Source organism: Actinosynnema pretiosum, assembly GCF_024171695.1.
In the GTDB taxonomy this organism is placed as follows: domain Bacteria; phylum Actinomycetota; class Actinomycetes; order Mycobacteriales; family Pseudonocardiaceae; genus Actinosynnema; species Actinosynnema pretiosum.
On the sequence record NZ_JAMTCF010000018.1, the window covers coordinates 160,555 to 173,896 of the forward strand.

9 protein-coding genes are annotated in these 13,342 nt (G+C 73.9%); 6 read left to right on the forward strand and 3 right to left on the reverse strand.

Features of this window, described 5'->3' with window-relative positions:
- Positions 1-104: 104 nt before the first annotated feature.
- Positions 105-503, reverse strand: a complete 399-nt coding sequence (locus LV78_RS31370; RefSeq protein WP_253849637.1) for a MerR family transcriptional regulator — start codon at positions 501-503, stop codon at positions 105-107.
- Positions 504-673: 170 nt separating this feature from the next.
- On the opposite strand from LV78_RS31370, the gene LV78_RS31375 reads away from it, so the two are divergent.
- Positions 674-1,825, forward strand: coding sequence for a sporulation protein (locus tag LV78_RS31375; protein ID WP_253849638.1), 1,152 nt, complete (start codon positions 674-676; stop codon positions 1,823-1,825).
- Between the two features lie 49 nt (positions 1,826-1,874).
- Here LV78_RS31375 and LV78_RS31380 read toward each other — a convergent pair whose 3' ends face one another.
- A complete protein-coding gene (locus LV78_RS31380; protein WP_253849639.1) occupies positions 1,875-2,699 on the reverse strand; it encodes a nitroreductase/quinone reductase family protein in 825 nt (274 codons plus the stop codon).
- Between the two features lie 513 nt (positions 2,700-3,212).
- Between LV78_RS31380 and LV78_RS31385 the strand changes: the two genes are divergently transcribed.
- The 4 genes from LV78_RS31385 to LV78_RS31400 all read left to right on the forward strand — a co-directional run bounded on the left by LV78_RS31385 (position 3,213) and on the right by LV78_RS31400 (position 10,795).
- Positions 3,213-6,209: a GH92 family glycosyl hydrolase gene (locus LV78_RS31385; protein ID WP_253849640.1), complete on the forward strand. Its 2,997-nt coding sequence runs from the start codon at positions 3,213-3,215 to the stop codon at positions 6,207-6,209.
- 355 nt (positions 6,210-6,564) lie between these two features.
- A complete protein-coding gene (locus tag LV78_RS31390; protein WP_253849641.1) occupies positions 6,565-7,191 on the forward strand; it encodes a hypothetical protein in 627 nt (208 codons plus the stop codon).
- 97 nt (positions 7,192-7,288) lie between these two features.
- Positions 7,289-8,131, forward strand: coding sequence for an alpha/beta hydrolase (locus LV78_RS41835; protein ID WP_253849642.1), 843 nt, complete (start codon positions 7,289-7,291; stop codon positions 8,129-8,131).
- Positions 8,132-8,260: 129 nt separating this feature from the next.
- The gene (locus LV78_RS31400; protein ID WP_253849643.1) at positions 8,261-10,795 is read left to right on the forward strand and encodes a WD40 repeat domain-containing protein; all 2,535 of its coding nucleotides are present in this window, start codon (positions 8,261-8,263) and stop codon (positions 10,793-10,795) included.
- 22 nt (positions 10,796-10,817) lie between these two features.
- Here the strand turns inward: LV78_RS31400 and LV78_RS31405 are convergent, their stop codons facing one another.
- A complete protein-coding gene (locus LV78_RS31405; RefSeq protein ID WP_253849644.1) occupies positions 10,818-11,444 on the reverse strand; it encodes a TetR/AcrR family transcriptional regulator in 627 nt (208 codons plus the stop codon).
- 83 nt (positions 11,445-11,527) lie between these two features.
- On the opposite strand from LV78_RS31405, the gene LV78_RS31410 reads away from it, so the two are divergent.
- Entirely contained in the window at positions 11,528-13,258 is a 1,731-nt protein-coding gene (locus tag LV78_RS31410; RefSeq protein WP_253849676.1) for an ABC transporter ATP-binding protein, read from the forward strand.
- Positions 13,259-13,342 lie beyond the last annotated feature (84 nt).

Sequence of the window (13,342 nt, forward strand, 5' to 3'; positions counted from 1 at the left end):
GGAATTTCCCCGTCATCGCGACTTCGCTGGTTCGGCAGCCTAGGCGCGCGACGAGAAAGGCGAGCAGCACAAATGCGGAATGCGGGAAAAGCGCTGTCCTCAGCTCACGGCAGCAGCAGATCCGGTGGGATCTGGAGCGCGATCGTGATCAACGACTGCACCCGCCCCGCGATCACCGCCAACAACCCCTGCAACTCCGGCGCCGCCGCGTCCGCCGCCCCCTTCAGCAGGTCCAGGTCCGCCCCGATCCGCTCCAGCGCCCCCGTCACGTCCGCCTCCCCGGAGGTCATCGCCTTCGCGATCTCCTCCAGCGGCAGCCCGCCCGCCTCCAGCTCCTTCACCAACCCGATCACGTCCGCGTCCTGCTCCCGGTACAGCCGGTAGTTCCCCCCGGACCGCCCGGCGGGCGCCAGCAGCCCCAGGTTCGTGTAGTGGTCGACGGTCCGAGGACTCACGCCGGCCTTCGCCGCCAGCTCGCCGATCCTGATCAACGCCTCGGCCACCGCGCCACACCACCTTCCGCCCGTGCCCACGGCAATCAACACGCAAACCATACAGTGTCACGTGCTACTGTCACGCTCAGTGCCCGTCTCGACCGATTTGCGTGGTCACCGCAGCACGACCGCACCACGGCACGACCCCCACCCCGTCCTTCCCAACGGAGGAAATCCTGATGTTCAAGCGGATGCTGAGCGCCTTCGGCGTCGGCGGCCCGTCGGTCGACACCGTGCTGGACTCCCCGCACGCCGCGCCCGGCCAGCTGATCAGCGGCCAGGTGCGCATCCAGGGCGGCAGCTCGGAGGCGGTCATCGACCAGGTCGTGCTGTCCCTGGTGACCCGCGTCGAGGTCGAGCGGCACGACGACGAGTACGCGGGCGTCGCCGAGTTCCTGCGCGTCGCGGTCGCCCACAACGTCCGCGTGGCCGCGAACCAGCCGCTCTCCGTGCCGTTCCAGATCCCGGTGCCGTGGGAGACCCCGATCACCGCCGTCGGCGGCGCGCCGCTGCCCGGCGTGTCCGTCGGCGTGCGCACCGAGCTGGTCATCGCGGGCGCGCCCGACAAGGGCGACCTCGACCCGGTGCTGATCTCCCCGCTGCCCTCGCAGGACCGCGTGCTCCAGGCGTTCGGCCAGCTCGGCTTCCAGTTCCGCAAGGCGGACGTCGAGGCGGGCCGCATCCACGGCGTCAACCAGGAGCTCGGCTTCTACCAGGAGCTGGAGTTCTTCCCGCCGCAGCAGTTCGCGGGCCGGGTCAACGAGGTCGAGCTGACCTTCGTGGCCAACCCGCACGAGCTGGTCGTGGTCCTGGAGGCCGACAAGCGCGGTGGCATGTTCAGCTCCGGTGGCGACGCCTTCGGGCGCTTCCACGTGTCCCACAACGACGCCATGCACACCGACTGGGCCTCGGCCGTCGGCCAGTGGCTGACCCAGGTGGTCGAGCGCGGCGGCCACGGCGCGTTCGGCGGGCAGCCCGGCTACGGCGCGAACCCGGCGTTCGGCGGCAACCCCGCGTTCGGCGGCCAGCCCGGCGGCTTCGGCCAGCCCGGTTACGGCGCCCAGCCGGGTTACGGCGCGCAGCCCGGCTACGGCCAGCCCGCGTACGGCCAGCCCGGCTACGGGGGTCAGCCGGGTTACGGCGGCCAGCCCGCCTACGGCTACGACCAGCACCACCACCAGGAGCGTCGCGGTCCCGGCATGGGCGCGGTCGTCGGCGGTGTCGCGGCGGGCGTCGTCGGCGGCATGATCCTCAACGAGGTCATCGACGAGGTCGGCGACTCGTTCGAGGACGAGGGCGAGGACTTCGCGGGCGGCTTCGACGAGGAGTGACCCGCCTCCCGCCGTCCCGCCGGACCACCCGGCGGGACGGCGGGAAACCTCACCCCAGCAACGGGATCAGGTTCTCCTCCTCGTACCGCAGGTGCGCCTCCAGCTCCTCCGCGAGCCGGTCCACCTCGTCCGCCACCCCGGCGCCCCCGCCCGCGAGCACCTCCTTGAGCCGCGCCAGCAGCGCCGCGATCGCCTCGTGCTCGCGCGCCAACCGGTCCATCACCGGCTCCATCTCCGGGTACCGGTTCCGCAGGTGCGGGAACAGCATCAGGTCCTCACCGGTGTGGTGGTTGTGCAGCCCGGCGCACACGGTCAGGCAGTTCACCCGCAACTGCGCGCCGAGCGTCCCGCCCGAAGCCCGGATCTCCTTGCGCACCAACGCCAACTCGCGCCGGAACGCGTCGTGCACGGCCAGCAGCGCGCCGCTCATCGACTTCTCGTTCGGCGTCGGCGGCCCCGGCACCGGGTTGAGCGCCACCACCGGCAGCACCCGCGTCGTCTTCTCCTGGTACGCGCCCCACCCCGGATCGGCCTCGACGGCGCGCGCGAACATCCGCGCCCGCTCCTCGCCGCGCAGCACCTCCGCGTCCGCCTCGTAGGTGAAGACCCCGTTCTCCACGGTCACCCTGGGGTTGGCCACCAGGTTCAGGTACCAGTCGGGGTGCTTGGGCGCCCCGCCCGCCGACGCGATCACCAGCACCCGCTCCACGTCCGGCAGGTAGCCGACGGGGTTGGTGTGCTTGGCGCCGGTGCGCGCGCCGGTGGTGGTGAGCAGCAGCAGCCTGCCGCCCTCGAACATGCCGCCGACGCGCCCGGCGTTGGCCCGGAACTCGTCGATCACCTGCTGGTTGAACTGCTTGAAGGCATCGGTCATGGGGTCTCTCCAGGGTTTTCCGGGCAGGCCGAGGACACCGGCGGCGTCGGGCGTGCCTCGGTGGGAGGTGGTTCACAGGGCGCGTCGCGGCGACCGGTCAGCGCGGACCGGTGGCGAGGACGCGAGTGGGACGGCGCTCAGGCGCCGTGAAGAGCCGACCAGGCAGCGGAAATCGGCGCGCGGACGTCACAGAGGGCGCGCGGAACCCGTGCGTGGTCGTGCGAGGGGGAGAACCCGGACGTGGCGGACCTCGGGCCCGCCCGGCGATCAAGCCTGGGCCGGGAGCCCGTCTCGGTAGTGGCCAGAAGCGGCCGACCCGGCAGTCACGGGCGTGAGACTAGCCCCAGCGGGCCTTCGGCGGCAAGCGGGGTGAACACCCGGTGGCACGGACGTGGAATCGCTCCCGCAAGTCCCTGTCCGGTGGACAGAAACCCCGTCGCGCGCTTCCCCGCGCCCAGGGACGCCCGGTAGACCCGAGGCGTGTCCGGGTCCGGCGGGAAAGGGCGGTGTCGCGTGCGCGCGTTCGCGGTGGGACTGGTGGGCCTCGTGCTCGCCTCAGGACTGGTGGCCACACCCCAAGCCCTCGCGGCGCGACCACGACCGGTCACCGACCCGGTCGCCCACGTCGACCCGCTGATCGGCTCGGCGAACGGCGGCAACACCTACCCCGGCGCGGTCCGCCCGTTCGGGATGATCTCCTGGAGCCCCACCAGCACCTCGGGCGACCAGACCAACACCGCCGCCGCCAACGGCTACTCGTACCACGCGACCCGCGTGCGCGGCTTCAGCCTCACCCACGTCAACGGCGCGGGCTGCCACCCCGGCGCGGCGGGCGACGTGCCGATCATGCCGTTCGTCGGCGAGGTGACCTCCTCGCCCACCGCCGACGTGCGCGACCAGGTCTACGCCAGCGACTTCCGGCACGAGGACGAGACCGCCACCCCCGGCCGCTACACCGTCGCGCTCGCCTCCGGCGCGTCCGCCGACCTGGCCGTCACCACCCGCGCGGGCATCGGCGACTTCGCCTTCCCCCAGGGGAAACCGGCCGCGCTCCTGTTCCGCGCCTCGAACTCGCTCAACGGCAGCGAGGACGCCGAGATCACCATCGACCCGGCCGCCCGCACCGTCTCCGGCTCGGTCCTCACCGGCGCGTTCTGCGGTCGCCGCGCGAACGGTGGCGCCAACAACAAGAAGACCTACTACCGCCTGCACTTCACCGCCGCGTTCGACCGCCCCTTCGCCGGGACCGGCACCTGGCGCGACGGGACCCTGAACCCCGGAGCCACCACCGCGTCCGGCGGCGAGGGCTACGAGACCGGCGCCGCCCGCCAGGGCCGGGGCTCCGGCGGCTACGTCACCTTCGACACCACCGCCGACACCGACGTGCGGGTGCGCGTCGGCATCTCCTACACCAGCGCGGAAGCCGCCCGCCGCAACCTCGACCACGAGATCGGCCGCGACGCCACCACCGACCGCGTCGCGGCCGACGCCCGCCGCGAGTGGAACCGCCAACTCCGCGCGGTCGAGGTCTCCGGCGGGAGCGACGACCTGCGCACCACCTTCCACACCGCGCTGTACCACGCTTTCCTGCAACCGAACGTCACCAGCGACGTGGCGGGCACCTACCTCGGCTCGGACCGGAAGATCCACCGCCTCGAACGCGGCCAGCGCGCCCAGTACGGCAACTTCTCCGGCTGGGACCAGTACCGCGCCCACACCCAGCTCCTCGCCCTGCTGGAACCGGAGGTCGCCTCCGACTACGCCCAGTCCCTGTTCAACCTCGCCAAGCAGAACGGCGGCGTCTGGGACCGCTGGGTGCACGTCAACGGCCCCACCCACGTGATGACCGGCGACCCGTCCGCACCCGCCCTCGCCGGGATGCACGCCATGGGGGCCGAGGACTTCGACGTGCGCGGCGCGTTCGACTCCCTGGTGCGGCAGGCCACCACCCCGCACCCGGACGGCCTGTCCGACAAGGGCTGCCCCGGCCAGTGCGAGGGCCAGCGCCCGAACCTGGCCGAGCACCTGCGCCTGGGCTACGCCCCGCAGGACACCTGCCACTGCTGGGGCGGCGCGGCCGAGACCCTGGAGGCCGCCGTCGCCGACGCGGCCCTCGCGGACTGGGCCGGGAAGCTGGGCCGCGCCGACGTGCGCGCCGCCCTGCTGCCCAGGGCGAGCTGGTGGCGCAACACCTTCAACCCGTCGGCGGGCGACAGCGGCTACCAGCAGGCGCGCGCCGCCGACGGCGCCTGGACGTGGCCGTTCAGCCCGTCCTCCGACCTCGGCTTCGCCCAGGGCACCAGCTCCACCTACACCTGGATGGTCCCGCAGGACGTGTCCGGCCTGGCCGCCGCGATGGGCGGCAGGGACCGCGCGATCGCCAGGCTGGACGCCTTCTTCCACCGCCCCGACGGCTCGTGGGCCACCGGCGGCGACGGCCTGCGCTACGACCCGACCAACGAGCCGGGCATCCACACCCCGTGGCTGTACAACGCGCTGGGCGCGCCGTGGAAGACGCAGGAGACCGTGCGCGCCATGACGTCCCTGGTCTACGGCACCGGCCCCGGCGGCCTGCCCGGCAACGACGACCTGGGCACGATGTCCGCCTGGTACGCGTTCGCCGCGCTCGGCATCTACCCGCAAACCCCGAGCCGCGCCGAACTGCTCCTGTCCAGCCCGCTGTTCCCGAAAGCCGTCCTGCGCCGCGACGGCGCACCGGACATCACCATCACCGCCCCGAACGCCGCGCCGGAGAACACCTACGTCCGAGGCGCGAAGCTCAACGGCCGCCCGCACGACCGCTCCTGGCTGCCGGAGTCCGTGGTCCGCCACGGGGGAGCAGTCACCCTCGACGTGGCCCCCACCCCGAACCCCGCCTGGGGCGCCCGCGACCTGCCCGTGGACCACGTCACCCCGGCCCCGACCCCGATCCCGAACCTGCCCGCCCCCTGCACCCCGGTGAACGGCTGGTGCGCCCACGACCTGACCGCCCAGCGCGACGTCGACGGCACGGCCACCGCGGACGCCAAGCACCAGGGCGACCTGGACGGCAAGGGCTGGAGCTTCCCCGCGGAACACCTGCCCACCCCCGGCCCGCACACCCTGAACGGCACCGGCTTCACCATCCCCGACACGACCGGGACCACCCGCAACCTCACCTCAGCCCGAGGCCAACGCCTGCACCTGCCAGGAGGCGCCCGCACGTCCCTGGACCTGCTGGTCGCGGCGGTCAACGGCGACCAGCACCTGACCGTGACGGCCGAACGCGCGGACGGCGCCACGACCACCACCCCGCTGTCCCTGACCGACTGGGCCGCCCCCGCCCCGAAGTTCGCCGAACGGGTGGCGGCCACCGCGCCCACCCGCTACCGGACCGACGGCACGTCGGACGGCCGGACCGTGCGCCTGTGGCACGTGACCGTCCCCCTGGACCCGGACACCCGCACCACGTCTGTGGTCCTGGGCGCAAACCCGAACGTGAAGGTGTTCGCGCTCAGCACGGGGGACTGAGCGGGCTCGGCGGAACCCTCCCCCGAGCGGGGAGCGGGTGCGGCATGATGGCCGCTGGTCCCGACGTGCGCCCGGACCCGTCCGGGCGCACGTCGACCACCTGCCAGGGGGATGGTCCGCGCGGGCGGGGTGAGCGCGTCGCCCGCCCGCCACTCGATCGGCCCACGCCGCCCGCGCCGCCGGAGGACCGCCGTTGCGCCGGTCCGACCCAACCGCGTGGCATCCGTGGCACAGGTGGGGCTTTTCGGTGACCTTCGGTGCACCTTGGTAGTGGGCGAGCTAGGGGTCGACGCCTGCCCCCGCCGCCCACCCGGACCGCGCAACGACCTGCGCGGCCCGACCGGAAGGGGCCCCGATGATCCATCCCGCTCCCATCCCCCGTCCCGACGAGGTCGGTGACCGGGCCGAGACGATGGCCCGGTTCCTGCGCGAGGTTCCGCTGCCGTTCACCAGGGTGCTGTCGCTGTGGGTCGGCTACGGGGTGCGCCGCGAGCCCCGGCTCGCCGACCGCGTCCACCACCTCACCGCGCGCCAGGGCAGGCTGCTCGGCGGGCTCCCCGAGGGCACGCCGGTCACCCGGCGCGAGGGCTACCTGGTGCCCTACCTCGGGCCGTCCGGGCCGAGGCTGGCCGCGGTGACCGCGCTGCTGCACCAGCCCGCGCTCCACCTGGACGCGCCCCGCCGCACCGAGCTCGCGAACGGGTACGCGCCGCTGGGGACGCTGCTCAGCGACGTGCGGCGGGTCACCCACTACGCCTGGTCCGTCACCGGGCCGAGCGACGACCCCGACCCGGACCTGGAGGACCCGCTGCCCGACCTGGCCGACGACGTCCCGGCGCTGCGCTGCCAGGCCACGCTGCTCAGCTGCGGCCGTCCGGTCGCGCTCGCCCGCGAGACCGTCTACGAGGCCGCCCTGCTGGCCCGCCGCCCGCCCGACCTGCTGCCCCACCTGCGGTCGAGGCCGTACGGCATCGTGTCCTGACCACCCGCGGTTCGGGGACGTGCCGGAGCGGTCAGGTCCCCGAACCGCGAAGCACCCCGCACGACCGGGTCGTTCACCCGGATGGTGTAGTTGCGGCGTGCTCAAGAAGGTTGCCCGCTGGGTCGTCCCCGGCGCGTGCGCGGCGGTGGCGGTGTGGGTGCTCGCGACGAGGTGGGGCAGCGTGCTGTCCGCGCACCCCGCCTACCTCGTCCTGCTCCTCGTGGTGGGCGCGGCGGGGCTGCTGGGGCTGGTCGGGCCGGTCCGCTACCGCTGGCTCGCGCTGCCGCTGGTCCTGGTGGTCCCGCTGGTGTGGCTGCGCCCGTTCCCCGCCGACGACACCCCGCCTGCGACCGGCGTCCAGGTCGTGGACCGCTGGGACTCGATCGAACTGCGCCCCGACCGGGGGACCCCGACCGAGGGACTGGTGTTCTTCCAGGGCGCCCGCGTGGACGCCCGCGCCTACCTGCCGCTGCTCTCCCGCGTGGCCGAGCGGGGCGCGCTGGTGGTCGTGGTCAAGGCCCCGCTGGACTTCGCGCTGCTCGCCTCGGCGGGCGACCTGCTCGACGGGCACCCGGAGATCACCCGCTGGACCTCGGCGGGCCACTCGCTGGGCGGCGTCGCGGCGTCCGGCCTGGCAGCGGACGACGACCGGGTGCGGGGCCTGCTGCTGTGGGCGTCCTACCCGTCGCAGGACCTGTCCGGCCGCGACCTGGACGTCACCTCGATCAGCGGCGACCGCGACGGCTTCACCACCCCGCAGGACGTCTTGGACAAGCGCCCCCTGCTGCCCGCCGACACCCGCTACGAGGTGGTGCCCGGCGCGGTCCACGCCTTCTTCGGCGACTACGGCCCGCAACCGGGGGACGGGGAACCTTCCACCGATCGGGCGAACGCGCAGGACCGGATCGTGGAGGTCAGCGCCGAGGCGCTGGGCCTCTGACCGGCCGCTGATAACCCGTTGCGGGACGCGGGATGATCTTCGACGGCGGGTGCTCCCGCCGTCGGAGGGGGTGCGGCGATGACGTCGTGGGGCGGGGACGAGGGGTCCCTGGAACGGGTGAGATCGGGCTTGCTGGTCAGACCGCCCGTCCCCGTGGCGCCCAGGACGGGGGGAGCGGTCGACGGTGGCGCGGTCGCCCGTCGGGTCGCCGGGTTCCTGCGCGAGGGGCGCGGGCTGCTGGTGGTGACCGGGGCGCCCGCGCTGCACGCGTGGGACGTCGGACCGGTGGACGCGGTCGTGCGCGTGCGCGGCCTGACCAGCGTCGAGGTCGTGGAGCGGCTGGTCCTCGCGCTGGGCGGGAACCCGGTGTGGGCGCTGCTCGCGGGACGACGGCTGCCCGCGCTGCGCGAGCAGGTCCGCACGACCGTCGCCGACCGGGAGAGCCTGACCGTCGTGCTCGACGGCCTCCACCACGCGGCCGACCCGGCCAGGCTCGCCGCGGACGTGGTCGGCCCGCTGCTGCGCCTCACCGGTCCCGAGGTCAAGCTGGTCGTCGGGGCCGACGACGAGCTGCTGCCCCTGCTGCGCCGGTTCGCCGGTTTCACCGAGCTGGTGCGAGCCGAACCGGCCCCGGACCGCCTGGGAGCGCTGCTCCGAGACCTGCGCGCGACGGCCACGCCCGAGCACCCGGTGACCGCGCTGCTGGCGGTCCTGCGCGCGGCGGCGCTGACCCGCGACGTCCCCCGAGGCCCGATCTGGGCCGCGCTCGCCACCGCCGTCGCGGGCGAACCCGTCGCCGAGGCCACCGTCGAGCACGTGCTGACCGCGCTCGGCGACCACCTGGCCGAGGACCTGCTGGACGGCGCGGTCGTGCACCGCCTCGCCGACGACGTGGCCGCCGAGCTACTCGACGGCCTGAGCGACCCCACCCAAATCCACCGACGCGTCGCCGAGGCCCTCCCGGCGCTGCTGCCCGCCGCCCCCGACCAGCCGCCGCACCCCTACCTGCGGCGACGGCTGGTGGAGCACGCGACCCTCGGCGGCGTGCTGGACGACGCGCACGTGCCAGCCCGGTTCCTGCCCTGGGACACCTCCGGCGCGGTCAGGGCGGGCCTGGGCACCCCGCTCCCGGACGACCCCGAACGGGCGGGGCTGGCGCGCTGGGCCGTGGTCGAGCCGTTCCTGGCCTGCCTGCCGCCGCGCTCCCGCGCGTTCACCCACGACGTGGCCCACCCCGACCACCCGCCGCTGGCCGGGGACCTGCCGTGGGGGTTGCGGACGAGGTGGGCGAACTGGAAGCGGTGGGGCGGCCAGCTCCCGGTCGAGCACCACCAGCCCTACGCGATGCTCGGCGTTCCGGTTCAGGGCGGTCGCGCCCTGCTGGCGACCCACGGCGAGCGCGACGAGGGGGACGGGCTGCTGCTGTGGGACGTCACCACCGGCGAGCAGGTCGGCTCGGCGGACACCGGGCGGCGCAGGCAGGTCCCGCTGCTCCCGGTGCCGCTGCCGGACGGCCGCACCCTGCTCGCGACCGGTCAGCTCGGCGCCGACCGGCTGCTGCTGTGGGACCTGGACCTGGTGGAGGAGGTCGCCGCCGCCCCGGCCGAGGTGCGCGATCCGCGCGAGCTGGTCGCGGTGCCGCTCCCCGGTGGCCCGACCCTGATCGCCGCGAGCCTGCCGGACGGGCGGGTGGTCCTGTGGAACCCGGAGGACCCGCAGGAGCGCTGGCCGACGCCGAGCGCGGACGGGGTGCGCGTCAGCTCGCTCACGGCCGTGCCGCTCCCGGACGGGCGGACCGCGCTCGCGGTGACCGTGGTCGGGCACGGGTTGCGCGTGTGGGACCCGGCGGGCGGGACGTGGATCGGACCGGTGATCGACCTTCCCGAGCAGGTCCCGTGGGGACCGGAGGCGATCCGCGTCGCGGGCGGGCGGGTCCTGCTGGCCGTCGGTTCCGCGCGGGGGACCGCGCTGCTCTGGGACCCCGTCACCGGGGAGCGGGTCGGCGGGCCCCCGACCGGGTACGCGGGGTGGGCCAGGTTGCGGGGCTGGCTGCACCGCGCGGACCGGAGCCTGGTCATCGGGATCGCCGGTCTGGGCGAGCTGCGGCTGTGGGACCCGGTCACGGGGGAGCGGGTCGGCCCGCTGCTGAGCGCGGACGCCGACGAGGCGCACCTGGTGACCGCCGTGGACCTGCCGGACGGCCGCACCGCGCTGGTCACCGGCGGTGAGGACGAGATGGTGCGGTTGTGGGACGTCACCCGCGAGTCGTGGGAGCGGACGACGTGGGCGTACCGAGTGGAGCCGGTCACCGCGCCGGACGGGCGCGTCCTGCTGGCGGTGGAGGGCCCGGACGGCGTGCGGCGGTGGGACCCCGGCACCGGGGAGCTGGTCGATCCGAGGGCGCCTGCGCTGGAGACGCCCGCGAGCTGGAGCAGCCCCACCGCGCGGTTCCGCGCGCCCGACGGCCGCACCGTGCTGGCCGACGCCGATGCCGGCGAGGGCCTGGTGCGGCTGCGGGACGAGTCGGGCGAGGTCCTCTTGCTCGCGCTCGACTGCGCGGCGTCCGCCCTGCTCCCCCTGCCCGCCTCGGCCGCCACCGGTGGCGTGCCGCTGCTGGTGGTCGCCTCCGAGACCGGGTTCGCGGTGCTGGAGGTGCGCGGTTGACCGGCGCGGCGCCGGTCCCCGCCTACCCGGTCGGCGCCCCTCCCCGCTGCGCCAACCCGTGCAGCAGCGGCAGGAACACGTCGTCCACCAGCTCCTCCAGCACCCGCCGCGACAGCGGCCCGCAGCGGGTCAGCGACTCGGAGCGGATCAGGTCCAGCGGCACCCGCTTCACCCGTTCGGGCAGCTCAACGGGCGGCAGCTCACCCCGGTCGACCGCGCGCTCGACCACCCCGTCCAGCGCGTGCCGCAGCGGCGACGGGCACAGCAGCTTGTCGCTGACCAGCACGATCACCTCCGGGTTGTGGAAGGCCTCCCACGCCATGCCGGTCCCGCTCGCGTCCTCACCGCCCCCGGAGCACAGCCCGGACTGCCCGGCGATCCCGCTGAACAGGGCCAGCAGGTCCGTCCGCAGATCGCCCTGGTCCTCCGGCCCCGGCCAGCTCGGGGCGCGCTTGAGCCACGCCGCGAGCACCATCTCCGCCCGGCTCGGCCACCTCCGGTAGATCACCGGTTTACTGGTCCTGGCGCGAGCGGCCACGCCGTCGATGGTGAGCCGGTCGTAGCCGACCTCGTCCAGCTCGTCCCAGACCGCGTCGAGGATGGCCCGCTCCAGCTCTTCGCCGCGGCGCCGCGTCTTCGCCTCGGTCACATTACCCCTTTAGATACGTTGCGTTTCTTAACCACCGGGTCTACCGTCCAATTAGACACGAAGAGTTTCCTATGGGGGAGTCCGTGCTCATCCGCTTGCTCCGCGGCCACCTGAGGCCGTACCGGCGAGAACTGACCGCCGTGCTGGTCCTCCAGCTCATCGGCACGATCGCCTCGCTGTACCTGCCCAGCCTCAACGCCGACATCATCGACTTCGGGATCGCCAAGGGGGACAACGGCTACATCATGACGACCGGCGGCTGGATGCTGCTGGTCTCGCTGGTCCAGATCGCCTGTTCGGTGGGCGCCGTGTACTTCGGCGCGCGCACCGCCATGAGCTTCGGCCGGGACGTCCGGTCGGAGGTGTTCCACCGGGTCGGCTCGTTCTCGGCCCGCGAGGTCGCCGAGTTCGGCCCGTCCTCGCTGATCACCCGCAACACCAACGACGTGCAGCAGGTCCAGGTGCTGGTCGTGATGGTGTGCACCCTGCTGGTGTCCGCGCCGATCACCTGCGTGGCGGGCATCGTCATGGCGCTGCGGGAGGACGCGGGGCTGTCCTGGCTGCTGGTGGTGTGCGTGCCCGCGCTGGCGGTCTCGCTGATCCTGATCGGCCGCCGCATGGTGCCGCAGTTCCGGCTCATGCAGGAGGGCGTCGACGAGGTCAACCGGGTGCTGCGCGAGCAGCTCGCGGGCATCCGCGTGGTCCGCGCGTTCGTGCGCGAGCGGCACGAGACCGAGCGCTTCGCCAAGGCCAACGCCGACCTGAGCCGCACGGCGCTGCGGGCGGGCGCGCTGATGGCGCTGGTGTTCCCGATCGTGATGCTGGTGCTGAACGGGTCCGGCGCGGCCGTGCTGTGGTTCGGCGCGGCCAGGATCGACACCGGCGAGATCCAGATCGGCGCGCTGACCGCGTTCCTGAGCTACCTGATGCAGATCCTGATGTCGGTCATGATGGCCACCTTCATGGCGATGATGATCCCGCGCGCGGCGGTGTGCGCCGAGCGCATCATGGAGGTCCTCGGCACCGACAGCTCGGTGGTCCCGGCCGCCGACCCGGTGACGGCGCTGCCCGGTCCGGCGTCGGTGGAGTTCCGCTCGGCCGAGTTCCGCTACCCCGGCGCGACCGACCCGGTGCTGCGCGACATCTCGTTCCGCGCCGAGGCAGGTCAGACCACGGCGATCATCGGCAGCACCGGCGCGGGCAAGACGACGCTGCTGTCGCTGGTGCCCAGGCTGATCGACGTCACCGGCGGCGAGGTGCTGGTGAGCGGCGTCGACGTGCGCGAGGCGGGCGCGGAGGCGCTCGGCGGGGTGATCGGCCTGGTGCCGCAGCGGGCGTACCTGTTCTCGGGCACGGTCGCCAGCAACCTGCGCTACGGCAACCCCGAGGCCACCGACGAGGAGCTGTGGGAGGCCCTCGACGTCGCGCAGGCGCGGGGCTTCGTGGAGGCGATGGAGGGCGGTCTGGAGGCCCCGATCGCCCAGGGCGGCACGAACGTGTCCGGCGGTCAGCGCCAACGCCTGTCGATCGCGCGGGCCCTGGTGCGCAAGCCGGGCGTGTACCTCTTCGACGACGCCTTCTCGGCCCTGGACCTGGCCACCGACGCCCGCCTCCGAGCCGCCCTGCGCCCCAGGACGAGGGAGTCGGTCGTGATCGTGGTGGCCCAACGCGTGTCGACGGTGGTCGACGCGGACCGCATCGTGGTCCTGGAGAACGGCGCCGTGGTGGGCGTGGGCACCCACGCCGAACTGCTGGAAACGTGCCCGACGTACCTGGAGATCGTGGAGTCCCAACTAACCCCGGAGGCAGCGTGACCACCCCACGCCGCTCCAGGGCAACCTGCAAGCGCCAAAGCGCCTCTGGCCGAACGCCAGCAGCAGCGTTGGCGCTGGTTCCTG

What these genes read in the sequence shown, in the direction of transcription:
- LV78_RS31375 (WP_253849638.1), top strand. Translation starts at nt 674, where the DNA reads ATGTTCAAGCGGATGCTGAGCGCCTTCGGCGTCGGCGGCCCGTCGGTC.
- LV78_RS31390 (WP_253849641.1), top strand. Translation starts at nt 6,565, where the DNA reads ATGATCCATCCCGCTCCCATCCCCCGTCCCGACGAGGTCGGTGACCGG.
- LV78_RS31380 (WP_253849639.1), bottom strand. Translation starts at nt 2,699, where the DNA reads ATGACCGATGCCTTCAAGCAGTTCAACCAGCAGGTGATCGACGAGTTC.